The organism is Pseudomonas sp. 8 R 14 (genome assembly GCF_900005955.1).
Taxonomy (GTDB): domain Bacteria; phylum Pseudomonadota; class Gammaproteobacteria; order Pseudomonadales; family Pseudomonadaceae; genus Aquipseudomonas; species Aquipseudomonas marginalis.
On record NZ_CVTH01000038.1, the window covers coordinates 25097 to 51817 of the forward strand.

23 protein-coding genes are annotated in these 26721 nt (G+C 60.8%); 13 read left to right on the top strand and 10 right to left on the bottom strand.

All coding sequences use genetic code 11. The features are described from left to right. The first annotated feature begins 34 nt into the window (after positions 1 to 34). Genes BFQ01_RS06770 through BFQ01_RS06790 form a run of 5 tightly spaced genes read left to right on the top strand, consistent with a single transcriptional unit; the run spans position 35 to position 4843 of the window. Positions 35 to 1414: an iron-containing redox enzyme family protein gene (locus BFQ01_RS06770; RefSeq protein ID WP_065924708.1), complete on the top strand. Its 1380-nt coding sequence runs from the start codon at positions 35 to 37 to the stop codon at positions 1412 to 1414. A 12-nt stretch (positions 1415 to 1426) separates the two neighbouring features. Beyond that, complete coding sequence (locus tag BFQ01_RS06775; protein ID WP_065924709.1) at positions 1427 to 1741, top strand: Rieske 2Fe-2S domain-containing protein; 315 nt, start codon at positions 1427 to 1429, stop codon at positions 1739 to 1741. An 8-nt stretch (positions 1742 to 1749) separates the two neighbouring features. Continuing rightward, positions 1750 to 2931, top strand: a complete 1182-nt coding sequence (locus tag BFQ01_RS06780) for an MFS transporter (RefSeq protein WP_065924710.1) — start codon at positions 1750 to 1752, stop codon at positions 2929 to 2931. A 3-nt stretch (positions 2932 to 2934) separates the two neighbouring features. Then, positions 2935 to 4161: an ATP-grasp domain-containing protein gene (locus BFQ01_RS06785; RefSeq protein ID WP_065924711.1), complete on the top strand. Its 1227-nt coding sequence runs from the start codon at positions 2935 to 2937 to the stop codon at positions 4159 to 4161. A 4-nt stretch (positions 4162 to 4165) separates the two neighbouring features. Next, positions 4166 to 4843, top strand: coding sequence for a phenylalanine--tRNA ligase beta subunit-related protein (locus tag BFQ01_RS06790; RefSeq protein ID WP_027603764.1), 678 nt, complete (start codon positions 4166 to 4168; stop codon positions 4841 to 4843). Positions 4844 to 4871: 28 nt separating this feature from the next. Here the strand turns inward: BFQ01_RS06790 and BFQ01_RS06795 are convergent, their stop codons facing one another. The 4 genes from BFQ01_RS06795 to BFQ01_RS06810 all read right to left on the bottom strand — a co-directional run bounded on the left by BFQ01_RS06795 (position 4872) and on the right by BFQ01_RS06810 (position 7512). After that, on the bottom strand, positions 4872 to 5288 hold the full coding sequence (locus BFQ01_RS06795; protein ID WP_027603763.1) for an Lrp/AsnC family transcriptional regulator: 417 nt from the start codon (positions 5286 to 5288) through the stop codon (positions 4872 to 4874). A gap of 68 nt (positions 5289 to 5356) precedes the next feature. Then, positions 5357 to 6232: a carboxylate/amino acid/amine transporter gene (locus tag BFQ01_RS06800; protein ID WP_065924712.1), complete on the bottom strand. Its 876-nt coding sequence runs from the start codon at positions 6230 to 6232 to the stop codon at positions 5357 to 5359. A 211-nt stretch (positions 6233 to 6443) separates the two neighbouring features. Beyond that, positions 6444 to 7046 (bottom strand): FMN-dependent NADH-azoreductase, encoded by a 603-nt coding sequence (locus tag BFQ01_RS06805; protein ID WP_065924713.1) that lies wholly within the window; start codon positions 7044 to 7046, stop codon positions 6444 to 6446. Between the two features lie 151 nt (positions 7047 to 7197). Beyond that, positions 7198 to 7512, bottom strand: coding sequence for a hypothetical protein (locus BFQ01_RS06810; RefSeq protein ID WP_027603760.1), 315 nt, complete (start codon positions 7510 to 7512; stop codon positions 7198 to 7200). Between the two features lie 49 nt (positions 7513 to 7561). Between BFQ01_RS06810 and BFQ01_RS06815 the strand changes: the two genes are divergently transcribed. From BFQ01_RS06815 to aqpZ, 5 genes are all read left to right on the top strand, one after another. After that, the gene (locus BFQ01_RS06815) at positions 7562 to 8485 is read left to right on the top strand and encodes a LysR family transcriptional regulator (protein ID WP_065924714.1); all 924 of its coding nucleotides are present in this window, start codon (positions 7562 to 7564) and stop codon (positions 8483 to 8485) included. A 14-nt stretch (positions 8486 to 8499) separates the two neighbouring features. Continuing rightward, on the top strand, positions 8500 to 9303 hold the full coding sequence (locus tag BFQ01_RS06820; RefSeq protein ID WP_065924715.1) for an alpha/beta fold hydrolase: 804 nt from the start codon (positions 8500 to 8502) through the stop codon (positions 9301 to 9303). A gap of 3 nt (positions 9304 to 9306) precedes the next feature. Further along, positions 9307 to 9870 (top strand): peptidylprolyl isomerase, encoded by a 564-nt coding sequence (locus BFQ01_RS06825; protein WP_027603757.1) that lies wholly within the window; start codon positions 9307 to 9309, stop codon positions 9868 to 9870. A gap of 82 nt (positions 9871 to 9952) precedes the next feature. Next, complete coding sequence (locus BFQ01_RS06830; protein ID WP_065924716.1) at positions 9953 to 11785, top strand: ABC transporter ATP-binding protein; 1833 nt, start codon at positions 9953 to 9955, stop codon at positions 11783 to 11785. A 226-nt stretch (positions 11786 to 12011) separates the two neighbouring features. Further along, the gene (gene aqpZ, locus BFQ01_RS06835; protein WP_065924717.1) at positions 12012 to 12713 is read left to right on the top strand and encodes an aquaporin Z; all 702 of its coding nucleotides are present in this window, start codon (positions 12012 to 12014) and stop codon (positions 12711 to 12713) included. A gap of 157 nt (positions 12714 to 12870) precedes the next feature. Here the strand turns inward: aqpZ and BFQ01_RS06840 are convergent, their stop codons facing one another. Next, complete coding sequence (locus tag BFQ01_RS06840) at positions 12871 to 13995, bottom strand: GNAT family N-acetyltransferase (protein WP_065924718.1); 1125 nt, start codon at positions 13993 to 13995, stop codon at positions 12871 to 12873. A 283-nt stretch (positions 13996 to 14278) separates the two neighbouring features. On the opposite strand from BFQ01_RS06840, the gene BFQ01_RS06845 reads away from it, so the two are divergent. Continuing rightward, positions 14279 to 15622, top strand: coding sequence for a putative porin (locus BFQ01_RS06845; protein ID WP_027603753.1), 1344 nt, complete (start codon positions 14279 to 14281; stop codon positions 15620 to 15622). Between the two features lie 107 nt (positions 15623 to 15729). Here BFQ01_RS06845 and BFQ01_RS06850 read toward each other — a convergent pair whose 3' ends face one another. The 5 genes from BFQ01_RS06850 to aceK all read right to left on the bottom strand — a co-directional run bounded on the left by BFQ01_RS06850 (position 15730) and on the right by aceK (position 23754). Beyond that, positions 15730 to 15975, bottom strand: a complete 246-nt coding sequence (locus tag BFQ01_RS06850; protein WP_027603752.1) for an anti-sigma factor family protein — start codon at positions 15973 to 15975, stop codon at positions 15730 to 15732. After that, positions 15969 to 16583, bottom strand: a complete 615-nt coding sequence (locus tag BFQ01_RS06855; RefSeq protein WP_027603751.1) for an RNA polymerase sigma factor — start codon at positions 16581 to 16583, stop codon at positions 15969 to 15971. Before BFQ01_RS06855 ends, BFQ01_RS06850 begins: the two co-directional genes overlap by 7 nt. Before the next feature lie 17 nt (positions 16584 to 16600). After that, positions 16601 to 17722, bottom strand: a complete 1122-nt coding sequence (locus BFQ01_RS06860) for a beta-ketoacyl-ACP synthase III (protein WP_065924719.1) — start codon at positions 17720 to 17722, stop codon at positions 16601 to 16603. A gap of 286 nt (positions 17723 to 18008) precedes the next feature. Continuing rightward, positions 18009 to 21920 (bottom strand): ATP-dependent RNA helicase HrpA, encoded by a 3912-nt coding sequence (gene hrpA, locus BFQ01_RS06865; protein WP_065924720.1) that lies wholly within the window; start codon positions 21918 to 21920, stop codon positions 18009 to 18011. A gap of 118 nt (positions 21921 to 22038) precedes the next feature. Continuing rightward, complete coding sequence (aceK, locus tag BFQ01_RS06870; protein ID WP_065924721.1) at positions 22039 to 23754, bottom strand: bifunctional isocitrate dehydrogenase kinase/phosphatase; 1716 nt, start codon at positions 23752 to 23754, stop codon at positions 22039 to 22041. A 405-nt stretch (positions 23755 to 24159) separates the two neighbouring features. On the opposite strand from aceK, the gene BFQ01_RS06875 reads away from it, so the two are divergent. Both BFQ01_RS06875 and BFQ01_RS06880 read left to right on the top strand, forming a co-directional pair. Next, the gene (locus BFQ01_RS06875; RefSeq protein ID WP_370671247.1) at positions 24160 to 25770 is read left to right on the top strand and encodes a methyl-accepting chemotaxis protein; all 1611 of its coding nucleotides are present in this window, start codon (positions 24160 to 24162) and stop codon (positions 25768 to 25770) included. A 52-nt stretch (positions 25771 to 25822) separates the two neighbouring features. After that, positions 25823 to 26707 carry a DMT family transporter gene (locus BFQ01_RS06880; RefSeq protein WP_065924723.1) on the top strand — a complete coding sequence of 295 codons (885 nt, stop codon included), beginning with the start codon at positions 25823 to 25825 and terminating at the stop codon, positions 26705 to 26707. Positions 26708 to 26721 lie beyond the last annotated feature (14 nt).

Sequence of the window (26721 nt, forward strand, 5' to 3'; positions counted from 1 at the left end):
GGCCATCAAACAACGCCAGCAAAAGGCCCCCCTCATGTTATGGACAACTCAGCTTTCCGATAATGCAGCAGACTTTGTATTAAGTTCGAATGCCGAAGCATTGACCCACTATTGTGGTGCTGGCGCCTTTGCTCAACCCCACGATTTTTATACCCAAAACCCCTACCAGCGCCCTTCGCGGCCGCAGGACGTAACCGATTCAATCATCACCACCTGCCTGACCAGCGACCAGCTTTCAAACAGCCAGCATCTATTGGCACAGCGGTTGTTATTGAATATCTACGAACAAGACCTGGTCTTCTTGCCCAAGCCGCCATTGGAACTGGACTTCAAGGCGTTCAAGCGTTTCTATGATCCGCAGCACGCGGCCAGTGGCAAAAAGATCCGCCCGTTGCTGGAACACTACTTGTACAACTGGCTCAAGGAAGAAGTACATATCAATGGCCCTTGGTGCCTGAACTCTTTTATCGCCCACACCGATAAAGTATTGGATGACGTCGCCCGATCCGAGTCCAAACTCCATGAAGTGCTGACCACCAGCCGCCATCCCGAGCGAGCCGCCAGGTTTTTCATGACGCAATGTGCGGGAGACTTCCTCAGTGAAGCATCGGCCATGGCCCGCAACGTACTGGGCAACAGCGGTGTGTACACCAGCGAATTGTTCAAGATCCTGATCGACGAGTATGGCTACGGCGTCGACAAAAAGAAGCACAGCACCATTTTTGAAGACATGCTCCAGGACATGGGCATGTCCCATCACGTGCACCACTACTGGCAGTTCTATACGCCGGCGTCGCTGTCGCTCACCAACTACTTCCACTACGTATCGGCCAACCATGGCGAGCTTTTCCGCTATATCGGCGCCATGTACTACACCGAAGCTACATTGGCACTGACCACCAAGCACCAGTCACGCGCGATCAAGACCATCTTCAACGGCAGTGTCTCCACGGGCTATTTCGATGAGCATGCCCACATCGATGTGCACCACGGAAGAATGGCCCTCCAGCGCCTGATCATTCCCATGATCAAGCAGTTCGGCCCCCAGATCATCCCCGACCTTATTCGCGGCTTTGAAGAGTTCAGGCTGCTTCAGGACATCGCCGACGAAGAGTTGTATGCCCATATCAACTGGCATGACGCGTTCGATGAGCATCGCGCACAGGCAGCGGCGCTCCAGGGCCACAAACCCGTGGACCTGAGGATTACCGAGACCGAACACGAGCTGTCGGTGCTGCATACCCACCCGAATGACGAACTGTTTTGGGTCGAATCAGGCGAGCTGGAGTTCGTCGCCAGCCCCGAACTGACGGTGCGCCTCAAGGCCGGCGAAGGCGTGGTAATTCCCAAGGGAATGCTGCACGGCACCCGCATCACCAGCCCGTCCTGCACGTACACCGTCACCGCCATCTGAGTAGGCAACCCAATGAAAGCCATCAGCCTGAATATCACCCACGCCAACTATGTGGCCGTGGGGGAAAGAACCTACTTTCTCAAGCGTCATGCGTATTCGACGCAATTGCTGCCCACCGCATGCCCCCATCGTGGCGGCCCGCTGCACATGGGCGAAGTGACAGGCGACGGCCAAAGCGTGATCTGTCCCTGGCACGACAACGCCTACAAGGTCTGCAACCTGGAAAAAAAAGCACTGCCCACGGTGCGCGTCAGGAACCAGATCAGCACCGTCGTCGGCGACACCGAGCGCTGTGTGCCGCTGCTTAAAATCTCCCGCTACAACTGATGAAGCCCATGAATACTAAATCGACATTGACCGCGTTCTATTCAATCGTGACCCTGTTCACCGGCCTCGACATGGCGATTGTCATCGCGATGGTCTGGTTCGGCCTGGAGACCACCGGTTCAACATTCCTGGTCGGCGCCACCTTGTGCGTGGCGACCGTGGTGCCCTATTTGTGCGAACAGTACATCGGCAAGTTCTTTACCATTGAACTCAGCCTGAAACGACTGCTGTACATTCGCCTGGCGGCCTTCGCCGCAGTACTGGGGCTGTCGTTTACCCAGGCCGCCTTGCTGCCGATCGGCTTCCTGGCCATCGCGTTCGTGGTGGGCGTCACCGACTACTTCACCATCAGCACCCTGGAATCGAAAAATACCAAGCTGGTGCTGGCCGGCCTCACCGACAGCGATACCTGCGCGCGGTTGATGCAAACCTCCATCCAGATCGGTGCTTTCGGCGGTGCGCTGCTGGGCGGGTTGATCGTGGATGTGTTCTCGGTCAACCAGACACTGCAGATCATCAGCCTGGCGGCGATCCTCTCGCTCGCGGCCATTCTCCTGGTGGCCGACAACCCCAACGAACATACCGCCGAACAGGCCACTGGGGCCTCCAATGCACCACCGCTGGACCTGCCGCGCAACCTCTACATTCTGATCATCGTGTTGAGCATGATCGGCTTCCATATCGGCGCGTTCAACAGCCTGGTGCCCATCGTTTTTCAAAAGCTCAATGAGTGGAATGCCACCCTGTTCGGCGTCGCCAGTAGCCTGGCCGGCCTGGGCGCCTTCAGCGCCGCCGTGTTGCCGCGCATCAAGCTCAACAGCTATGGGGCCATCTCGCTGGTGATACTGGCGGACGTGGCAATCGTCTACTTCCAGAACCTCTACGTGATGATGGCTGCGGCCTTCCTGCTGGGTTTTTGCATCAACAGCCTGCGGATCCAGCTGCGTAAAACCCTGATCGAGTCGGCGCCCAACGCCCGGGTAGCCGATGTGATCGCGGCCAAGAGTTCGCTCTACTACCTGCTGGTCAGTGGCTCGGCACCGATGATCCTGACGTTCTTCACCACCTCGGGATTTCTCGGACTCGAAGGCGCCCGCCTGTTGATGATCGTCTCCGCCGGCCTGTTGGCCACCGCCGTACTGGCGTGGAACCTGACCCCGGCCGCCGCGCCCACCGCCACCACGGAATAAGGAATGCACGACGTGAAAACCGTACTGATCGTTGACCCGTTCTCCACGGGCAAACTCTACGCGCCCTTGCTCAACGCACAGGGCATACGGTGCATCGCCGTGATCTCCACACGCGCCTTGCCTGAACACTTCACCAACGACCTGATCACAGAGAACTTCCATGAGGTGTATGCCTGGGAAGAGAGCCTGTTGATTACCCTGGAAGCCTTGTCACCGAGCGCCGTGATCGCCGGTTGCGAAACCGCGATCTACCTCACGGACTACCTGACGGAGCTGCTCGACATCCCGGGCAATAGCCGTATCACCAGCGACCTGCGACGCAACAAGTTCTCCATGCAGCAGGCGCTGAAAAAATACCAGTTGGCCCACATCGATTCGCACTTGCTGAGCTCACCGAGCCGCATCGGCGAAGTGCTGGCCAAACTCGACGAGGCGGCCACCTATGTGGTCAAGCCGCTGAACTCGGCCGCCACCGAAGGCGTGGTGTTTGCCCAAGGCAAGCGCGAAGTGGAGACCGCCTTGAAAAACGCGGCCTGGCAGCAGAAAAACGACCTGGGCGAAGTCAATCTCGGTTTTATCGTGCAGTCGTTCATAGCGGGACCGGAGTACGTGGTGGATATGGTCGCCTTTGACGGCACCTACGTCGTTGCCAGCGTCTGCAAGTACACCAAGATCCAGAAGAACGGCAGCATGTTTGTCTACGAAAGCCTCGACACCCTCGACCCGCGGGCTGAAGAACTGCAACCGCTGACCGACTACGCGCGCCAGGCGGCAGCGGCCCTGGGCGTGCGGGTCGGGCCGATTCATATGGAAATCATCTGGTCAGAGGCCGGGCCGGTGATGATCGAGGCCGGCGGTCGCTTGCACGGCGGCATCGCGCCCCTGCTGTTCCAGCAGGTGTATCACCCCGACTTGCTGTCACTGTCGATCGACAGCTACCTCGGCCACCCACGCCCCCAGGCCGATGCGGTCAGCCAGATCAGCCATGGCCGGATCGGTTTCTTCTGTTCCGATGAACGCCATGCCTTCACTCCTCCCTCACCCCAGGCCATACAAAGCGCGCAGGCGGACGAGGCCTATTGCGGGCACCGTTATTTCATCGGCGCCGGCGATACCACGCCGGTCACGATCGACTTCGCCACCTGTCCAGGGCTGTTCTGGCTGCAAAGCCCTTCGGCGCAGCAACTGGACACCAGTACCGCCAACCTGCGAAAAAAACTGTGGGGCTAAGGTTATGAAAAGTCGTTTGATCATCAGAAAGTCAGCCTGTGAGCTGGGCATCAATAATGCGTGCGCCGCCGTGATCGAAGACATCACCGTCTCGGATGACCAGAGCTTCGTCGGGGTACTGCAAAGTAACCTGAACCACGTGGCCTCGCGCCTTAACGAGCTGGACTCGAACGTCGTGTACGAAGGGTTTGCCAAACAGCTCAAGAAACTCGGCTACGAAAATACCGTGAGTGCCAACGAAAAGCTGCTGCGCCGCTTCATCGCCAAAGGCGTGTACCCCATCAACAACATCGTCGACGCCTATAACGCGGTCGCGATCCGACATGGGGTCAGCATCGGCGTGCACACCTATCATCAGAAGGATGACATCTACGTGATGCGGTCGGAAAAGCCGAGGGTGCTACGCCCCCTGTTCGCCAAGAAGGCCATCACCATTCCCGTCGGCGATATCGTCTATACCTGCGGTGATGTGCCGTTGGCGAGCATCGGCAAGGTGGATGCCGATGCCCATGACTTTCGGCTGACGAAAGACTCGTCGAGGTTGTTGGTGGTGATCCTGGGGCATGACGACACATCGTTCCAATTCAACCAGGCGGTCATCGAAGAACTCGTGGACACCCTGCGTCAGAAAATGCCGAACCTGAGCCATCATTTTCTTGAAACCGTGCGCGATCACGCCTGAAGCCAGCACATGAAGGGCTGGCCGGCGCCTAGCGCCAGGCCTTCAGCACCGGGTTGACCACCACTTCCTTCACATGCTCGATCTTCAGCAGGCTGTCCTTGAAGACCATCAGCTCTTCAAAGCTCCTGTACCGAACGTCGAGCATCATGTCCACGTCGCCAAACAGTGAATAGGCATGCACCACCTGGCTGAACTGCTGGATCTTCGGAAACACCAGATGGCAGTTGCTGCCATTGAGCGTCAGCATCAAGAACGCCGCTTGCAGGGTCTCATCGCCCTCGGCGACGTTGATGGTGAAGCCCAGGATGATGCCTTTCTCAATCAGCTTTTGAACACGCGACTCCACTGCAGTTCGAGACTTATGAACTTGCCGCGCCAATTGCGCCAGGCTGACTCGGGAGTCATCCTTCAAGGCTGCAATGATCAGTTCATCAATCTTGTCCACTCTGCCGCCCCCACACCGTTCTTTTCGATAGCAGACTTTCATTGCCGCTCACGCTTGCCTTCGACCGATCACGTCGCAGACTGTACGCCAGGCGCGGGCTTTACGCCCAATCGACTTATCCACACCGCCCCCAGGATCACCAGGCCACCCAAGGCCAGGCGACCCAACGGCTCGTGCTGGTTCCAGATCAGCAGGTTCAGCAACAATCCTACCGGCACATGCAGGTTGTTCATCACCGCCAACGTGCCGCCATGCACCAGGCAGGCACCCTTGTTCCACCAGTACATCCCCAGCGCGGTGCTGACCAGCCCGAGGAACACCAGCACGCCCCACTGCAGCGGTGCTTCGGGCAGGAAGTTGGCCTTGCCGAACATCAGGAACGCCGGCAACACCACCAGCAACGCACCGAGGTAGAAATAACCGAAACGCCGGTAGTGCGGCAGGTCACTCGGGTAGCGTGCCACCAGGTGCTTGTACATCACTTGCCCGGCGGCGTAGGTGAAGTTAGCCAGTTGCAGCAGCAGGAAGCCCATCAGGAAGTGCGGGGTGATCTGGTCGAAGCGAATCACCGCCGCCCCCGCCACTGCCACCAGGGCAGCAACCAGTGCCCACGGGTTGAAGCGCCGGTTGAGTGCATCCTCGATCAAGGTCACGTGTAACGGCGTGAGAATGGTGAACAGCAGCACCTCCGGCACCGTGAGCACACGAAAGCTCAGGTACAGGCACACATAGGTCACGCCAAACTGCAGCGCGCCGATCACCAGCAGGCCGCGCATAAAGGCAGGTTCGACCGAGCGCCAGCGGGTCAGCGGGATAAATACCAGCCCGGCCAGCACGACACGCACCAGCACCGCGAAGTAGCTGTCGACGTGACCGGCGAGGTATTCGCCGATCAAGCTGAAGGAAAATGCCTGAATCAGGGTGACAACCAGTAGATAGCCCATGTGCGCCTCGCATCGAATGGGCGGGACATTAAAGGTTTTCGGCGATTGAAGAAACTCGGGGCAAAAAAAACCCGACCTCGCTAAAGCGGCAGTCGGGCAGGAGCACTCAGGAGCAACAAGTGCAAAGGGAGGTTCGTACGCGTACTTGAAGGGTTGGCGTGGAGCGATATAAACACCGCGCGATTATCTGACGATTAAAGGATCAACCACCTCATGCCACGAGCTGTACCAGCTGGGCCTTGGCGTGGTTGATGCCCTTTTCCTGGAAGTCCCCGCTCAGGTTCACCCCTTCGGCGTGAATGAAAGTGACATCGTGGATGCCGATAAAGGCCATGACCTGGCGCAGGTACGGTTCCTGGTGATCGGAACTGGCGCCGGTGTGGATGCCACCCCGCGCGGTCAACACAATGGCACGCTTGCCGGTCAACAAACCTTGCGGCCCGGTGGGGGTGTACTTGAAGGTCACACCCGCCCGCAACACGTGATCCAGCCAGGCCTTGAGGGTGCTGGGGATGGCGAAGTTGTACATCGGTGCGGCCATCACCAGCACGTCGGCGGCCAGCAGTTCGTCGGTCAACTCGTTGGAGCGGTCGAGGGAAGCCTGTTCGTTACCGTTGCGCTGATCCGCCGGTTTCATCCAGCCGCCGAGCAGGTTGGCGTCCAGGTGCGGAACCGGGTTGAGCGCCACGTCACGTACCGTGATCCGGTCCATCGGGTGGGCGGCCTGCCATTGGCTGATGAACTGCTGGGTCAGTTGGCGGGAGATCGAATCCTGCTGGCGGGCGCTGCTTTCGATGATCAGAACATTGGACATGGCTTCGTAGGCTCCATCTGTAATTGCTGTAAGTCGATGGAGTGGAGATTAGACAGAGCCAATTCGATAAAAAAGCGCAAAAAACTGCTATAACCCATCTATAAATTTGTTTATAAGCGGAGTATCCCGATGGGCATGCTCCGCTGCTGTGTTATTTCGGCGCGCAGGCCAACGCGATACGCATCTTGATAATGGCGCGGTTGAACTTGACCGTGGTGTTGGTGCTTTTCCCCGCCGGCACCGTAACCGTGCGACGACGCGGCGATTCCGGGCCGTTGGTGAACGTTACCGAACACACGGCGTCCTGGGTGCCGTAGTTATTCAGCTGGATCGAGCTGATATCGCCGTCCACGTCGGAGGCGGTGTAATCGATGCTCACGCCGTCGATCTTTTTCGTCACGTCGATGGGGTAGGCAAACGCGCTCATCGGCAGCAGCGTCAGCAACACACAACAGAATTTTCTCATTCGGCAGTCTCCAATAGGGACCGCCAGCTTAGGACAAGAGGAACACATCTTGAAAGCGCCCCGCGTTACCCTCGATCAATGGCGCACGCTGCAAGCCGTCGTCGACCACGGCGGCTTCGCCCAGGCAGCGGAAGCGCTGCACCGTTCGCAGTCCTCGGTGAGCTACACCGTGGCCCGTATGCAAGACCAACTCGGCGTGCCGCTGCTGCGCATCGACGGGCGCAAGGCGGTACTCACCGACGCCGGTGAAGTGCTGCTGCGCCGCTCCCGGCAACTGGTGAAAAACGCCAGCCAGCTGGAAGACCTCGCCCACCATATGGAACAGGGCTGGGAAGCCGAAGTGCGGCTGGTCGTCGATGCGGCCTACCCCAACGCGCGCCTGGTACGCGCACTCACCGCGTTCATGCCGCAGAGCCGTGGTTGCCGGGTGCGTTTGCGTGAAGAGGTGCTGTCCGGCGTCGAAGAGCTGTTGATGGAAGGCGTGGCCGACCTGGCGATTTGCGGCTTCAGCATCCCCGGCTACCTGGGCACCGAAATGAGCGACGTGGAATTCGTCGCCGTGGCCCACCCCGAGCACGCCTTGCACCGCATGAACCGCGAGTTGAACTTCCAGGACCTGGAAAGCCAGATGCAGGTGGTGATCCGCGACTCCGGCCGCCAGCAACCCCGGGATGTAGGCTGGCTCGGCGCCGAACAACGCTGGACCGTCGGCAGCCTGGCCACCGCCGCCGCCTTTGTCGGCAGCGGCCTGGGCTTTGCCTGGCTGCCACGGCACATGATCGAGCGTGAACTCGCCGAAGGCGTGCTCAAGCAGCTACCCTTGGAACAGGGCGGCAGCCGCCACCCCACGTTCTACCTGTATTCAAACAAGGACAAACCCTTGGGGCCGGCGACGCAGATCCTCGTGGAGCTGCTGCGCACCTTTGACACCGCCCCCCTGGACGCGCCTTTCGCCGCCCCCCGGCAAGCCTGAAACGGAGTTCATGCATGGCCTGGTTCGACCATGAAGGCTGCAGCCTGCACTATGAGGAGTACGGCCACGGCACGCCGCTGATCCTGATCCACGGCCTGGGCTCCAGCAGCCAGGATTGGGAACTGCAGGTGCCAGCGCTGGCCCGCCACTACCGCCTGATCGTGGTGGATGTGCGCGGCCATGGGCGCTCGGACAAGCCTCGGGAGCGCTATAGCATCGAAGGGTTCACCTACGACCTGGTCGCCCTGATCGAGCACCTGGATCTGCCGCCCGCCCATGTGGTGGGTTTGTCCATGGGCGGCATGATCGCGTTCCAGCTGGCGGTGGACGAACCCGGCCGGGTCAAGAGCCTGTGCATCGTCAACAGCGCGCCACAGGTCAAGGTACGCAGTGCCCAGGAGTACTGGTGGTGGGCCAGGCGCTGGACGCTCGCCCGTGTGCTCAGCCTCGCCACCATCGGCAAGGCACTCGGCGACCGGCTGTTCCCAAAACCGGCACAGGCCGACCTGCGCCGCAAGATGGCCGAACGCTGGGCAAAAAACGACAAACGTGCTTATCTCGCCAGCTTCGATGCGATTGTGGGCTGGGGCGTACAGGAACGACTTTCGAGGATTACCTGTCCAACCCTGGTCATCAGCGCCGACCACGACTACACCCCCGTGGCCCAGAAAGAAAACTATGTAAAACTGCTGCCCGATGCGCGACTGGTGGTGATCGAGGATTCCCGCCATGCCACGCCCTTGGACCAACCCGAAGTCTTTAATACCACCCTGCTCGATTTTCTAGAGACAGTCGAAACCACTACCCAGGATCACTGACCCATGCTGAAAAAAATCGCCTTTTTTGCCGGTTCCGTTCTGTTCGCTGCCAACCTGATGGCCGCCGAGCCTTCCAAGGCGCCACACGTATTGATCTCCACCACCAACGGCGACATTGAAATCGAACTGGACCCGGTCAAGGCGCCGATCAGTACCAAGAATTTCCTCGCCTATGTCGACAAAGGCTTCTACACCAACACGATCTTCCACCGCGTGATCCCGGGCTTCATGGTCCAGGGTGGCGGGTTCACCCAGCAGATGTCGCAAAAGCCGACCGAAGCGCCGATCAAGAACGAAGCCAGCAATGGCCTGCATAACGTGCGTGGCACGCTGTCGATGGCCCGCACCTCGAACCCGGATTCGGCCACCAGCCAGTTCTTCATCAACGTGGCTGACAACGCCTTCCTCGACCCGGGTCGCGATGCCGGTTATGCGGTGTTCGCCAAAGTGGTCAAGGGCATGGATGTGGTCGACATCATCGTCAACTCCCAGACCACCACCAAGCAAGGCATGCAGAACGTGCCAATCGATCCTGTCCTGATCAAGTCGGCCAAGCGCATCGACTGAAGTCTGCAGGAAACTCCGCGCACGGCCCACAAGGCCGCGCGCGCATTTGAAAGGAGAGCCCGCCAGGCGGGCGTCAACCCTAATGCTCTATCGTCGTTTTGAACAACTGATCGATATTTTCCGCGACGCTCCCAGCGCCGCCCCTCCCGACAAAGTCCTGCCCTTCTACCTCTACTACCTGCGCCAGGTGTGGCCCTGTTTTGCCGCACTGCTGGTGGTGGGCCTGGTCGGTGCGCTGATCGAAGTCGCGCTGTTCAGCTACCTGAGCCGTATCATCGACCTGGCCCAGGGCACACCGCCCGCCGACTTCTTCCAGATCCACAGCACCGAGCTGATCTGGATGGCCGTGGTCGCCCTGCTGCTGCGCCCGATTTTCAATGGCCTGCACGACTTGCTGGTGCACCAGACCATCAACCCCGGCATGACCAGCCTGATCCGCTGGCAGAACCACAGCTATGTGCTCAAGCAGAGCCTGAATTTCTTCCAGAACGATTTCGCCGGGCGCATTGCCCAGCGCATCATGCAAACCGGCAACTCCTTGCGTGACTCTGCGGTGGCAACAGCGGAAGCCATCTGGCACGTGTCGATCTACGCCATCACCTCCCTGGTGCTGTTTGCCGAGGCCGACTGGCGACTGATGATTCCGTTGATCACCTGGATCATTTGTTACTGCCTGGCATTGCGTTACTTCGTACCGCGGGTGAAAGAGCGTTCGGTGATTTCTTCCGAAGCCCGTTCCAAACTCATGGGGCGCATCGTCGACGGCTACACCAACATCACCACCTTGAAGCTGTTCGCCCATACCCAGAATGAGCAGGAATACGCCAAGGAAGCGATCATTGAGCAAACCGAAAAAACCCAGCTGGCGGCACGCGTGCTCACCAGCATGGATGCGGTCATCACCGTCCTCAACGGCCTGCTGATCGTCACCACCACCGGCCTGGCCCTGTGGTTGTGGACCCAGTCGCTGATCTCGGTGGGCGCGATTGCCCTGGCTACCGGCCTGGTGATTCGTATCGTCAACATGTCCGGCTGGATCATGTGGGTGGTCAACGGCATTTTCGAAAATATCGGCATCGTGCAGGACGGCCTCAAGACCATTGCCCAACCCCTGGCCGTGGTCGACCGCAACAACGCCCCGCGCCTGACAGTGCCCCATGGCGAAGTACGCTTCGAGCAGGTGGATTTCCACTACGGCAAGCAGAGCGGGATCATTGGCGGCTTGAACCTGAACATCCAGGCCGGTGAAAAGATCGGCCTGATCGGCCCGTCCGGCGCGGGCAAGTCGACCCTGGTCAACCTGCTGCTGCGCCTCTACGACCTGCAAGGCGGGCGGATCCTGATCGACGGCCAGAACATCGCCGAAGTGGCCCAGGAAACCCTGCGCGAACAGATCGGCATGATCACCCAGGACACCTCGCTGCTGCACCGCTCGATCCGCGACAACCTGCTGTACGGCAAGCCGGACGCCACCGACGAACAACTCTGGGCCGCCGTGCACAAGGCGCGTGCCGACGAGTTCATCCCGCTGCTGTCGGACTCGGAAGGCCGTACCGGGCTGGATGCCCACGTCGGCGAACGCGGGGTGAAACTCTCCGGTGGGCAGCGTCAACGTATCGCTATCGCCCGTGTACTGCTCAAGGATGCGCCGATCCTGATCATGGACGAAGCCACCTCGGCGCTGGACTCGGAAGTGGAGGCGGCGATCCAGGAGAGCCTGGAGACCCTGATGCAAGGCAAGACGGTGATTGCGATTGCGCACCGGTTGTCGACCATCGCGCGGATGGACCGCCTGGTGGTGCTGGAGAAAGGCCAGATTGCCGAGACGGGCAGCCATGCCGAACTGCTGGCCCATGGCGGTTTGTATGCACGCTTGTGGCAGCACCAGACCGGAGGGTTTGTCGGCATCGACTGAAGCAAATGTGGGAGGGGGCTTGCTCCCGATATCGGTGGGTCAGTCACCACATTTTGCGACTGACACTCCGCTATCGGCAGCAAGCCCCCTCCCACATTTGGTGGCCTGGATTTGTGTAAAAACCGTGCTGTACTCAGTGCAGTGCCCAGACGGGCGCTGAAGTAAATCTGCAGGGAGCATCACTGATTTACTGATTGGGTAGAGCGATCTATCAAGGACGTGCTGCATGTCTTTGTTCAAGCGTTCAGTCACAGAGGGGTTGGGAACGTTTTGGCTGGTGTTGGGTGGTTGCGGGAGTGCGGTGTTGGCCGCCGCGTTTCCCGCAGTCGGGATCGGATTGCTGGGCGTGGCCCTGGCGTTCGGGCTCACGGTGCTGACCATGGCGGTGGCCATCGGGCATATCAGCGGTTGTCACCTCAACCCGGCGGTATCGGTGGGGCTGGTAGTGGGCGGGAGGTTTCCGGCCAGGGAGTTACCGGCGTACATCGTGGCCCAAGTCGTCGGCGGGGTGGTCGCCGCCGCATTGTTGTACTTCATCGCCAGCGGCAGGCCGGGCTTTGAACTGGCCGGTGGGCTGGCCTCCAACGGCTATGGCGAGCATTCGCCGGGCGGCTATTCAATGGCAGCGGGGTTTGTCTGCGAGCTGGTGATGACAGCCATGTTCGTGCTGATCATCCTCGGCGCCACCGACCACCGTGCCCCGAAGGGCCTCGCGCCCATCGCCATTGGCCTGGCCCTCACCTTGATCCACCTGATCTCCATCCCCGTGACCAACACCTCGGTCAACCCGGCCCGCAGTACCGGCCCGGCATTGATCGTGGGCGGGTGGGCGATCCAGCAGTTGTGGATGTTCTGGCTCGCGCCGATCCTCGGTGCAGTGGTGGGCGGTGTGGTCTATCGATGGCTGGGCAAGGAGGAGCCGGTCTGAAACGCAACCCCCGTAGCAGCTGCCGAGCGCAAGCGAGGCTGCGTCAGGCGCGCTGCCGATTCAGGCTCGAGTCGCGGCCAACGCAGCCTCGCCGGGGCTCGACAGCTGCTACGAGCCCCCCATCAAGACCTCACCCCCGTAGCAGGGTGGGGGCGGTTTAGGCTTGTCGATAGGGCAGCGCCGCCCTCGCCTCTTCGGCATACGCCACAATCCCCACCCGCTCGCGCTCGAGGAAATCCTCCACGGCATTCTTCAACCCGGGGTGGCGCAGGTAGTGCCACGACCGGGTGATCACCGGCTCGAACCCGCGAATCAATTTGTGCTCGCCCTGGGCGCCGGCGTCGAAGCGTTGCAGGCCATGAGCGATGGCGTAGTCCATGCCCTGGTAGAAGCAGGTTTCAAAATGCAGCCGGTCAAACTCCGCCAGGCAACCCCAGTAGCGGCCGTAGAAGCTGTCGCCACCGATCAGGCTGAAGGCCATGGCCACCGGTCGCGTGCCTTGCCTGGCCAGCACCACACGGATCGCCTCGGGCATGCGCTCGGCCAGCAGGCTGAAAAACGCGCGGGTCAAGTACGGTGCCTGGCGGCGTACTGCGTAGGTATTGGCGTAGCAGGCGTAGACAAAATCCCACTGCACCTCGTTCAGCTCGTGGCCTTGCAACCATTCGAAGTCGATGCCCTGCCCCGCCACTTGTTCGCGCTCCTTGCGCATCTGTTTGCGTTTGCGGGAACTGAGGGCGTCGAGGAAATCCTGGAAGTCACGGTAGCCGCGATTCTGCCAGTGAAACTGACAACCCAGGCGCTGCAACCAACCCGGTTGTTGGGCTAACGCCTCATCGGCCAAGCCGTCGGTGAAGTTGATATGGGCACTGGAGAGCCCTTCGATTTCCAGGTAGCCCGGCAGGCTCTTCAGCAGTTCGAAACCATCGTCGACGCTGGCCGCCAACAAGCGGGGGCCGCTGACCGGGCTGAATGGTACGGCCGTCAGCAGCTTGGGGTAGTAATCAATGCCCGCACGCTCGCAGGCATCGGCCCAACCATGGTCGAACACGTACTCGCCGTAGGAATGCCATTTGCGATAACTGGGCAATGCCGCCACCAGTCGGTCGCCTTCCCAATGTAACAAATGCTCCGGTTGCCAGCCCGCTTGAGGGCCCAGGCTGGCACTGTCTTCCAGCGCGCTGAGGAAGGCGTGCCGCACAAAAGGCTGGGCGTCCGGCACCAGTGCGTCCCAGGCCTGCGGGGCGATTTCGGACAGGCTGTCCAGGCGTTGCAGCGGCATTGGCATCCTCACTACGTCATGGCATGAAAACCTCGCGAGTATCGCTTATCGCAGGTCCGGGCACACCCCCGAATCGCCCGACAAGGCTCTAAATCAATAGTTCCATTCTTAAATAATTTGTCATCTACATGACATCACTTCGCCACTGCGCCGTCATAAACGATCGTGATACTGACGCCTGTTTTTAGAGCGCCTGGTTCTATCAGGTGGTTACTTTTCCGTCCGTCATCGGTCGGTTGTGTCCTGGATGGTTTGCCATCCCTCCTCACTTTCGGAGATTGATATGCGTCTTGCTTCCACTAAAACTGCAGCGGCCCTGTGCGGGGGCCTGTTACTGGCCCTGAGCGTTCCGGCCAGCGCTGCAGTCGACGCTAAATTGCTCGACATGCTCAAGGCCAACGGCCAAATCACCGCTTCGCAGTACACCGAACTGCAAAACGAGTTGGCCAAAGACCAGAAAGAACAGCAGATCGCACGGCAAGCTCAACAAGAGACCAACGAACAGATCGCGGCCACCGCGAAGAAAACCAACGAGCTGAGCAGCTTCGACCAGAAACTGGCCTGGGCCGCCAAGACTCAGTTCAAGGGTGATGTGCGCATGCGCCACGAGACCATCAAGGTCGAAGGCGAAAATGGCGTTACCCGCGCCGGCGTCACCGGTCGTGACAAGGACCGCGAACGGATCCGCGCACGCCTCGGCGCCTACACCGAAATCAACCCGCAGGTGGACACCGGTATTCGTATCGCCACCGGCGGCGGCAGCGATGCGCGCTCCACCAACCAGGACCTGGACGGCTACTTCGATAAAAAATCGATCTGGCTGGACCTCGGCTATATCGACTACCACCCTGACCAGATCAAAAACCTGCACATCATTGGCGGCAAAATGCTGCAGCCCTGGGTCAACATGGGCGATGTGATCTGGGATAGCGACATCAACCCGGAAGGCCTGGCACTCACCTACAAGTACCCACTGGGCGGCAGCGCCGAGCTGTTCGGCAGCCTGGGTAACTACAACCTCAAGGACAACGTGGACGGTGACGGCGTGCAGTACCGCCATGACCTGCGCCTGACCACCGGCCAGTTGGGGACCCGCTTCTCGGTGACCGACAACCTGAAAATGACCCTGGGCGGCAGCGTCTACGCCTACCAGAACGATGAAGACAGCCGTGCCTCAGGCACCAGCACCCCGAACGTGCTGGCCACCAACGGCAACACCCCCAACGGCGAGTTCCGCCTGTATGAAGGCTTCGGTCAAGTCGATATCGGCGGCCTGGCGGTGCCTCTGTCGTTCTACGGTCAGTACGTGAAAAACAACGACGCAATCGACGATGCGGACACGGCCTGGTTGCTGGGTGCCAAGTCCAAGGTGTTCGGTTTCAACCTGGACTACAACTATCGCGACGTGCAGAAAAACGCCGTGGTGGGGGCCTTCACCGATTCGGACTTCGGCGGCGGCTTCACCGGTTCCCGTGGTCACAAGTTCAAAGTCGGCTATGACATCGACAAGAACTTCGCCGTCGGCGCGACCTACTTCCTGACCAAGACCGACACCTACAGCCGCACGCTGGTGGACGGTAGCGCCAAAGCCAACACCTTCCAGCTGGATGCAGAAGCCAAGTTCTAAAGATAAGTGTTCAAGACCTCGGGCCAGGACGGCCCGAGGTGGCTGTACCAGACTTGCGTGGGTGGATCGGTCCCCATCATCCGTCCGATCGCCCCACGCGAGCCTGCTTATTCCCCGCCTTTCTGATCCTTGAGCCGCTCGGCAGCCAGCCGCTGCGCCAAGGCATCCACATCCTTCACCGGTTCCTGCGGCAGCATCCGCAACGTCGCCTGCAGCAGGCGCATCTGGCGGATAAACCGTCGGCAGTTGGGGCAGAACATCAAGTGATGACGCACCAGCAGACGTTCGCGAAAGGTCAATTGCCCATCGAGATAGTCACTGGAACGTGCCACTTGTTCTTTACAGGTCAACATTCGCCCGTTTCCTCAAAATGCTCCACCGTGGCGAAGACTTTAAGCCGTGCTCGATGCAACAGCACGCGGACATTGGAGAGTGAGAGCGTCAGAAGATTACAGATCTCCTCCAGTTCCAGGCCCTGGCGTTCACGCAGCACCAGCACGCTGCTTTGCAGTTCGGACAAACTCAGCAACGTGTGCTCCAGGCACTTGCGCAGCTCATCCTCGGTCAGCAAGGCTTCCGGGGTGTCCTGGTGCCAGGCATACGGGGCGACGGCCCAGTGGCCATCATCGGGGGAGAATCGATCATCGCCGATGGTGCCGTGGGGCGAAGGCAAATCGTCGAGCAGCACTTCCCGACGATTCTGCTTATAGCGCCCCTTGGCGGCGTTGGCAGTGATGGTCAGCAGCCAGGTCTTGAGGCTGGAACGCCCTTCGAATTTGGCCAGGTTGCGCACCACCGACAGCCAGGCGTCCTGCACCACTTCGTCGGCATGGCGCTGGCCGGCGATGGCATACGCCACCGCCCGCATTGCGCTTTGGTACGTGGTGACCAATTCCTTGTAGGCCCGTTGCTCGCCCTTGAGCAGTCGTTCAAGCAGGTGCGCGTCGTCCGCTGCTGCCATTCAAGACCTCGATTGTCTTAACGCTTGCGCAGGATCACGCTACCGATCGAATAGCCTGCGCCAAACGAACTGAGTACCGCGACGGCGCCCTTGGGCAGATCGTCCTGGTAGGTGTGGAATGCAATCACCGAACCCGCCGAGCTGGTGTTGGCGTAAGTATCGAGGATCACCGGTGCTTCTTCCACCGTGGCTTCGCGGCCCAGCAGTTTCTTCACAATCAGGTGGTTCATGCTCAGGTTGGCCTGGTGCAGCCAGAAGCGCTTCACATCGGCCACGTTCAACTGGTTCTCGGCCAGGTGCACGCCGATCAGTTCGGCGACCATCGGGCACACGTCGCGGAAGACTTTGCGGCCTTCCTGCACGAACAGCTTGTCGGGCGCACCGATGCCCTCTTCCGCCGCGCGGTTGAGGAAACCGAAGTTGTTGCGGATGTTATTGGAGAACTTGGTCAGCAGCTTGGTGCTCACCACGTCGAACTGATGCGCGGAGGTCGCCAGGTCGGCGCGCTCGAGGACGACGGCCGTGGCGGCGTCGCCGAAGATAAAGTGACTGTCGCGGTCGCGGAAGTTCAAGTGGCCGGTGCAGACTTCCGGGTTGACCATCAGGATCGCCCGGGCCTGGCCCAGCTGGATGCTGTTGGCGGCGTTCTGGATACCGAAGGTCGCCGAGGAACACGCCACGTTCATGTCGAAACCGAAGCCTGCGATGCCCAGGGCTTCCTGGACTTCGATGGCGATGGCAGGGTAGGCACGTTGCAGGTTGGAACAGGCGACGATCACACCATCGATGTCGGCGGCAGTCTTGCCGGCGCGCTGCAGGGCCTGATCGGCGGCACCGATGGCCATCTGGCAAAGCACCGACCACTCGTCATTGCTGCGTTCGGGCAGGCGCGGCGCCATGCGCTGCGGGTCAAGAATGCCCTCCTTGTCCATCACAAAGCGGCTCTTGATGCCCGAGGCTTTTTCGATGAACGCAGCGCTCGACTCCGTCAGCGCCTGGACTTCACCGCGCTCGATGGCAGCGGCGTTGTCGCTGTTGAACTGTTGCACATAGGTATTGAAAGACTGCACCAGCTCTTCGTTGGAGATGCTGTTGGCCGGGGTGTACAGGCCAGTGCCGCTGATGACGACGTTATGCACGATCGTTCCTCTAAATCTGTCAGGCAGATGATATTGGTACCGACGTACCAAACCGTAAGTAGTTCTATTCCGCCCAGCGGACATCAAACTGGCATCGCTTTATTCCTTCGCGCCGCAGACTTTTGCGACGATCCCGGCATTTATAGCGGCGAAGTTTGCCACAAACCCTGGGGTTTGGCGCCATATGCCGGATAAACACCCTGATCAAAGCGCGATCAAGTTTCAATGTGGGAGATTGCCCCCTCCCACATTTGGACCTCTCTGGTCTGGATAACCGAGAAAGGGATCAGGCCTCGACCAGGCTCCACTGCTTGCTCAAGCGCTTGTCGGAAATCGGCACCTTGGTCCCTAACTGCTGTGCAAACAACGACACCCGGTATTCCTCCAACCACCAGCGATACAGCTCCAGTTGCGGGTCGCGCTTGCCTTCCTGGGTGTGCTTGTTCAAGCGGTTCTGGTACTGCGCCCACAGGCCGCCCAGTTCGCTGCTCCACACACGATCCTTTTGCACCTGGCCAGGCAGTTTCTCCAGGCGCAATTCGATGGCCTTGAGAAAACGCGGCAATTCCTTGAACCACTGCGCCGGGGTTTCGCGCACAAAGCCGGGATACACCAGGTTGCTCAATTGCTGCTTGATGTCGTTCAGGGCCACGGCCTGGGCCAGGTCGATCTTGCCCTTGAAGCGCTTTTGCAGGCCATGCCAGAGCTTCAGCACGTCCAGGGTCAGGCGCGCCAGGCGTTCGGCGTGTTCGGTCCAACTGCCACGCTTGCGTTCAGCCAGCGCCGCCAAACCGGCACCGTCACGGGGCAGGCTGGCTTCGCCTTCCAGCACACAGGTGTCGAGGCTGGCCAGCAGGATGTCTTCCACCAGGGCGTCGATACGCCCCAGTTCGCGGTACATCAGGCCCAGTTCAGTGAGGCCGGGCAATTTGCCGCGCAGGAATTTGGCCGGTTCCGCCAATTGCTGCATCAACAGGCGTTGCAACGCACGGCGGTGCTGGAACTCAGCCTCGGCGGCGGTGGAAAAACGGCCCTCTTTCACGGTGCCGTTTTCTTCCACCAGCGCCGGATAGACCGTCATCGACAGCCCGGCGATCTTCTGCTGGGTTTTCTCGGCCACCGCCGCGAACACCTTGGCCTCCACCGGCTGCTGGCTTTTCGCGGTGTGCGGCACGGCCAGCGCGGCCTGGCTGGCTTCGACAAAACGCGCGGTCAACTCGGCCAGGTCGCGGCCCTCGCCAAGGAACTTGCCTTGACCGTCGACCACTTCCAGGTTCATCTTCAGATGGTTTTCCACCTGCTGCGCCGCTTCGGCCCAGGCCTCATCGCTGACCCGCGCCCCGGTCATGCGCAGCAATTCGCGCCCCAATGCCTGGGGCAGCGAACCCTGGCCAAACTCGATGCGCTGCAGCGCCGCCTTGACGAAATCCGGCACCGGCACGAAGTTCTTGCGCAGGGCCTTGGGCAGGTTGCGCACCAGGGCGATGCACTTGGCTTCGATCAGCCCCGGCACCAGCCACTCCAGGCGCTCCGGCGGCAAGGCCGGCAGCAGCGGTGCCGGTACGCGCAGGGTCACGCCGTCGCGGGGGTGGTTGGGTTCGAAGTGGTAACTCAGGGCCAGTTCCAGATCGCCCAGGTGCAGGGTGTCCGGGTAATGGGCGGCAGTGACTTCACTGGCTTCGCGGGCCAGCACGTCTTCCTCGCGCATGATCAGCAACTGCGGGTCTTTCTGGCTGTTGACCTTGTACCAGCTGTCAAAGGTGGCGGTCTGGTGGATCTCCGCCGGCAGCCGTGCGTCATAGAACGCGTACAAGGTCTCTTCGTCGGCCAGGATATCGCGGCGGCGCGCCTTGGCTTCCAGTTCGTCGAGCTGCTCCAGCAGTTGCTGGTTGGCCGTCAGGCATTTGGCGCGGGACTGGATCTCGCCACGCACCAAGCCTTCGCGAATAAACAACTCCCGCGACACCACCGGGTCAATCGGCCCGTAATGCACCGGCCGACGCCCGACCACGATCAGCCCGAACAGGGTGATCTGCTCGAACGCCACCACCTGGCCGCGCTTCTTCTCCCAGTGGGGTTCGAAGTGGTTTTTCTTGATCAAGTGCCCGGCCAGCGGTTCGATCCAGTCGGCATCGATCTTCGCCACCATGCGCGCATACAGCTTGGTGGTTTCCACCAGTTCGGCGGTCATCAGCCATTGCGGGCGTTTCTTGCCGATACCCGAGGACGGGTGAATCCAGAAGCGTCGCTGACGGGCGCCGAGATAATCGCCGTCCTCGGTCTTCTGGCCGATCTGGCTGAGCAGGCCGGACAGCACCGCCTTGTGCAGCTTGGGGAAGTCCGCCGGTTCTTTGTTGATGGTCAACTGCATGTCGCGGCAGATCAGGCTCAACTGGCGATGGGAGTCGCGCCACTCGCGCAGGCGCAGGTAGTTGAGGAAGTTCTTGCGGCACCAGTTGCGCAGCGGGCTGGCCGTCAGTTCCTGGCGCTGTTCTTCAAAGCCGCGCCACAGGTTGACCAAGCCGGCGAAATCCGAGTCCGGGTCCTTCCACTGTGCGTGGGCCTGGTCGGCGGCCTGCTGGCGCTCCGGTGGGCGCTCGCGCGGGTCCTGGATCGACATGGCGCTGGCCACGATCAGCACTTCCTGCAAGCTGCCGAGCTTGGCGGCTTCAAGCAGCATGCGGCCCATGCGCGGGTCCACAGGCAGGCGCGCCAACTGACGGCCCAATGGCGTGAGCTGGCTGTTGCGATCGACCGCCGAGAGTTCCTGCAACAGGTTGAAACCATCGCTGATGGCCTTGCCATCCGGCGGTTCGATAAACGGGAAGTCGGTGATTTCGCCGAGGCGCAAATGCAGCATTTGCAGGATGACGGCGGCGAGGTTGGTGCGCAGGATCTCGGGATCGGTAAATTCCGGACGGCCGATAAAATCCTCTTCGCTGTACAAGCGAATGCAAATCCCCGGCTCCACCCGGCCGCAACGGCCTTTACGCTGGTTGGCACTGGCCTGGGAAATCGCCTCGATCGGCAGGCGCTGCACCTTGGCGCGGTAGCTGTAGCGGCTGATGCGCGCGGTGCCGCTGTCGATCACATAACGAATGCCCGGCACCGTCAGCGAGGTTTCCGCGACGTTGGTCGCCAGCACCACTCGGCGCCCTGGGTGGGACTGGAAAATGCGCTGCTGTTCGGCCGGCGACAGGCGTGCGTACAACGGCAGGATCTCGGTGTGCTTGAGCTGGGCCTTGCGCAGCATCTCGGCTGCATCGCGAATCTCGCGCTCGCCGGGCAAAAATACCAGCACGTCACCAGGGCTGCGGCGTTCGCTGCGCTCATAGGCGGCGATTTCGTCGAGGGTGGCGAGGATCGCCTGATCGACGGTCAGGTCGTCTTCGACACGGTTGCCCTCCTCGTCCTGTTCCAGGGTCAGCGGGCGGTACCAGGTGTCCACCGGGAAGGTGCGGCCCGAGACCTCGACAATCGGTGCGTCGTCGAAGTGCTTGGAAAAACGCTCCAGGTCGATGGTCGCCGAAGTGATGATAACTTTCAGGTCCGGACGACGCGGCAGCAGGGTTTTCAGGTAACCCAGCAGGAAGTCGATGTTCAGGCTGCGTTCGTGGGCTTCGTCGACGATGATCGTGTCGTAGCGTTCCAGGTAACGGTCGTTCTGGGTTTCCGCCAGCAGGATACCGTCGGTCATCAGCTTGATCAGGGTGTTGGCGTCGCTTTGGTCTTCGAAGCGCACCTGATAGCCGACCAACGCGCCCAGCGGCGTGGCCAACTCTTCGGCGACGCGGCTGGCGACGCTGCGCGCAGCGATCCGGCGTGGTTGGGTATGGCCGATCAGGCCATATTGGCCGCGGCCGATCTCCAGGCAGATCTTCGGCAACTGGGTGGTCTTGCCCGAGCCGGTTTCGCCGGCAATGATCAGCACCTGATGCTTTTGCAGCGCGTCCTTGATCTCATCGCGCTTGGCCGCGATCGGCAAACTGTCGTCGTAACGAATCAGCGGCAGGCTGGCGCGCCGCGCCGTGACCTGGGCGCAGGACGCCTGCATGCGCGTGACCCACTGCGCCAGCTTCTCCTCGTCGGGCTTCTTGCGCAGCTCAAGCAGTTGCCGCCGCAAGCGGTGACGGTCGGCGAGCATGGCGTGGTCGAGGTTTTTCAGCAGTTGGTCGATAGCGGGCGCTTGGTCAGTCATCGGGTACGCAAAGGTCGTCTATTTATGCAGGGTGCGGATTGTCGCAGAAAAGCAGCTGCGAGCGGCAAGCTTCAAGCGGCAAGTCAGGGCGGATCTGCTTTTACTTGCCGCTTTGAGCTTATGGCTGCTCTTTTCTTTTATAAGGGAAGACATCGATCACTTTGCCTGCACGAATCGCATCCTGCAGGCCTTTCCAATAATCAGCGTTATACAGCTCGCCATGCAGTTCATCGAACAGCTTGCGCTGGCCGGCGTCGGCGAACAGGAACGGCGGGAATTCTTCCGGGAACACGTCCAGCGGGCCGATGGAGTACCAGGGCTCCGAGGCCATTTCATCCTCGGGCGTGCGCGGCGCGGGGATGTGGCGGAAGTTGGCTTCGGTGAGAAAGCAGATTTCGTCGTAGTCGTAGAACACCACGCGACCGTGACGGGTGACGCCGAAGTTCTTCAGCAGCATGTCGCCGGGGAAGATGTTCGCTGCCGCCAGTTGCTTGATCGCCAAGCCGTAGTCTTCCAGGGCTTCGCGCACCTGGGCGGGGTTGGCGTTTTCCAGGTAGAGGTTGAGCGGGGTCATGCGCCGTTCGGTCCAGCAGTGGCGGATCAGTACCGTATCGCCTTCCACTTCGACGGTGCCGGCAGCGACGTCCAGCAGTTCAGCCAGGCACTCGGGCTCGAACTTGCCCAGGGGAAAGCGGAAGTCGGCAAACTCCTGGGTATCGGCCATGCGCCCGACGCGATCGACGCTTTTGACCAGGCGGTACTTCTCGATCACCGTGGCGCGGTTGACGTTTTTCGACGGTGAAAAACGGTCCTTGATGATCTTGAACACGGTATTGAAGCCCGGCAGGGTGAACACGCTCATGACCATGCCACGCACGCCGGGGGCCATGATGAATTGATCGTCGGTGGTGGCCAGGTGGTTGATCAGCGCGCGGTAGAACTCCGACTTGCCGTGTTTGTAGAAACCAATCGAGGTGTACAGCTCGGCAATGTGCTTGCCCGGCAGGATGCGTTTGAGAAAGCCGATGAATTCCGCCGGTACCGGCACGTCGACCATGAAGTAGGAACGGGTGAACGAAAAGATGATCGACACCTCGGCCTCGTCGGTGATCAGCGCATCGATCTGGATGCCCTGGCCTTCGCGGTGCAGCAGCGGAATCACCAGGGGCCATTGTTCGTCGCGGGTGTAGATGCGCCCGACGAGGTAGGCGCCTTTGTTGCGGTAGAGCACCGAGGAAAACAGCTCGACCTTGAGGTCCGGGTCCTTGCACACCCAGTCCGGCAGGTTTTCCCGCAGTTGGGTTTCGAGGCGACCCAGGTCGGTTGCCAGGTCGGCGTAGGGCTCGCTGAAACGATAGTCGGCAAAAATCTGCGCGAGCATCTCGGGAATCTGGCCGGCGGGCGCGTAGGTATGGGTTTGTGCCGCCCGTGCCCGGCGCAGGCTCGGCCGCGTGGTGTGGATGAACATGCAGCCGTCGCTGATCAGGTCATGGCTGAACAGGCCGCAGAAGATCGAGTTGTACCAGGTCTCGGACAGCTCATCGTCAAAACGCAGGTCGATCAGGCCGATATAGGCGCTTTTCACCAGCGGCCACAGGTCAATGTCGAGCAATGCGCTGCCCTCGAAGTTCGCGCGCAGGCGCGCGCTCACTTCACCGACCTTGTCTTCGTACAGGTTGATCCGCGCCGCCGATGCCGCCTGCCCCTGTTGCCACTGGGCCTTTTCGAAACGCTCGCGGGCGCCATCGGTGATCTGGCGAAAGTGCTCGCGGTAATCGTCGAAGCCTTCGAGGATAGTGCGGGCGATAGCGAGGGCAGGCGTGGATGGCGACATGCGGGAAACCTCGAGCGGGCATCTGGGATGCCCTGAGCTTAGCCAGTGTACGCAGGCAGGAGAAGGGTCATTTTTTGCACTGACTTGTACAGCTCCGTTCATTTCGTACATTTATTTTCAATTTTTTAATTCGACCGAACGGTCAATAAACGCACCTCACAGTCGATCCGCGTTTGATCCACAGGCCTTGAGCGCCGTGGCCTGGCAGGTAGAAGCCGAAAAACCGCCAACCAGAACGGCCGCGGGTCCTCCATAGGGCTTTGGATCCAACTAAGGGAAACCCCGATTACTACCTTGATGGCACTTTGATATATAGCGCGCCCTCTCCCACCCTAACAAGGTCCGAAGACCGACCCGGGAGCAGGTTCTAATCGCCCAAGGAGCATTGAGATGTCATTGAGGAATATGAGGATCGGTCTGCGTGCCAGTCTGAGTTTTGGGGTTTTGGCCAGCTTGCTGGTGATTGTGGGAATGTTTGGCCTGGGCCAGATGGCCAAGCTGCGGGAAAGCGCGCTGGTCATTGAACAAACCTGGATGCCGAGCATCGAGAATATCCATGACAGCGCAGCCTTGGTGGCCACTGTCCGCCTGGAGTCCCTGCGCCTGGTGAGCACCGACGAGTCTCGCGTGCGTGAGACCAGCAGAGGCCTGATCACCCGCACCAGCAGCGAACTGCAAGCCCTGCTCGAGCGCCATGAAACCTTGCTGAGCAATGACGAAGAGCGCGAACTGCTGAAAACCCTCAAGGCCAATGTCGCGACATACCTGGCCATCGTCGGGCAGATGGTTGCGTTGGTGGACAAGGATCAACAGCAAGACGCCCTCGACCTGCTCGTCAGCCGCCTCGCCCCCCAGGGCACGATCCTGAGCCAGAGCCTGGAAAACCTGATCGTCTTTAACCAGAACGGCGTGGAAGCGGCGGCCGATTCGGCCGCACAGATGTATTCGAGCGCACAGTGGATTGTCGGCCTGATTATCGCAGTCGCACTGATCGCCACCTTGCTGCTGGCCTGGCTGCTGACCCGCAGCATCACCGCGCCGATCGGCCAGGCCCTGAACGTGGCGCGCACCATCGCCGCCGGCGACTTGAGCCAGCCGATCGTGGTGCACGGCCATGACGAACCCGCGCAATTGCTGAGCGCCCTGGCGACCATGCAAGCGCAGCTGCAGATCACCATCCGAGGCATCAGCGAATCGGCGCAGCAACTGGCTTCCGCCGCCGAAGAAATGAGCGCGGTGATGGAACAAAGCACGCGCGGCCTGCAGGCGCAGAACGATGAAATCGAGCAGGCTGCCACCGCCGTGACCGAGATGAGCACGGCAGTGGACGAGGTCGCGGGTAATGCGGTGTCCAGCGCCGAGGCGTCCCAGGCTTCCGATGAAGACAGCAAGCACGGCCACTACCAGATCAGCGAAACCATCAGCTCGATCCAGAACCTGGTGGACGAAGTGCTCGGCGCCTCGAACAAGGCCGAAGGCCTGGCGCTGCAAGCGCAGGACATCAGCAAGGTGCTGGAAGTGATTCGCGGCATTGCCGGGCAAACCAACCTGCTGGCGCTCAACGCCGCGATTGAAGCGGCGCGTGCCGGTGAAGCCGGGCGTGGGTTCGCGGTCGTCGCCGACGAGGTGCGTTCGCTGGCACAGCGCACCCAGGACTCCACCGAAGAAATCGAGCAGATGATCACCGGTATCCAGCAAGGCACCCAGGCCACCGTCGAGGCGCTGAACAGCAGCGCCGAGCATGCCGGCCAGACCTTGCAACGGGCCAACAGCGCCGGCAGTGCCCTGGAAAAAATCACCGCCGCCATCTCGCAGATCAGCCAGCGCAACCTGGTGATCGCCAGCGCCGCCGAGCAACAGGCGCTGGTAGCGCGCGATGTGGACCGCAGCCTGGTGAACATCCGCGACCTGTCCACCCAGACCGCCGCCGGCGCCACCCAGACCTCGGCCGCCAGCCAGGAACTGTCGCGGCTGGCGGTGGACCTGAATGGGCTGGTGACGCGGTTTGTCCTGTAATCAATGAAGGCGGCGTGCAACACTCGCGGCCTTATTGATGTAGGAGTGTTCCGTGAGGCCCGTTGACACCCTTTACCTGCTGGGGCTCGCCGCCATCTGGGGCGCGAGCTTTCTGTTCATGCGCATCATCGCGCCGGAAATCGGCACGCTGCCGACCGCATTTTTCCGCGTATCGATTGCCGCCGCCGGGCTATTGGTGATCCTGGCGATGGCGCGGGTGAACTGGGATTTCCAGGGCAAGTTCAAGACGGTCCTGTTGCTGGGGGTGATCAACTCGGGGATCCCGGCGACCATGTATTCGGTGGCCGCCCAGGTGCTGCCGGCGGGTTACTCGGCGATCTTCAATGCCACCACGCCGTTGATGGGGGTGTTGATTGGCGGGCTGTTTTTCAGCGAACGCCTCACCCCGTCGAAAATCGCCGGGGTGTGCCTGGGTCTGTTCGGTGTAGGCGTGCTGACCCGTGCGGGACCGGTGGCGTTTGACCTGGAATTATTGATGGGCGCACTGGCTTGCCTGTTGGCCACCACCTGTTATGGCTTTGCCGGGTTCCTCGCCAGGCGCTGGCTGGACCAGCGTGGCGGGCTGGACAGTCGTCTCGCGGCCCTGGGCAGCATGCTGGGCGCGACGCTGTTTCTGCTGCCGTTATTTGCCTACAGCGCGATCAGCCATCCGCCGGCGAGTTGGGGTGGGTGGCAGGTCTGGTCGTCGCTGCTGGGGTTGGGGCTGGTGTGTACGGCGTTTGCGTACGTGTTGTACTTCCGGCTGCTCACCGCGATTGGGCCGGTGAGGTCGATGACCACCACCTTCCTGATCCCGCCGTTCGGCGTGTTGTGGGGGGCGTTGTTGCTCGACGAGCCCTTATCGATGGCGCATTTATATGGCGGCGTGTTGATTGCCGGGGCGTTGTGGCTGGTATTGCGGCCTCGAAAACCGTAGGCGCCGGCTGGCCG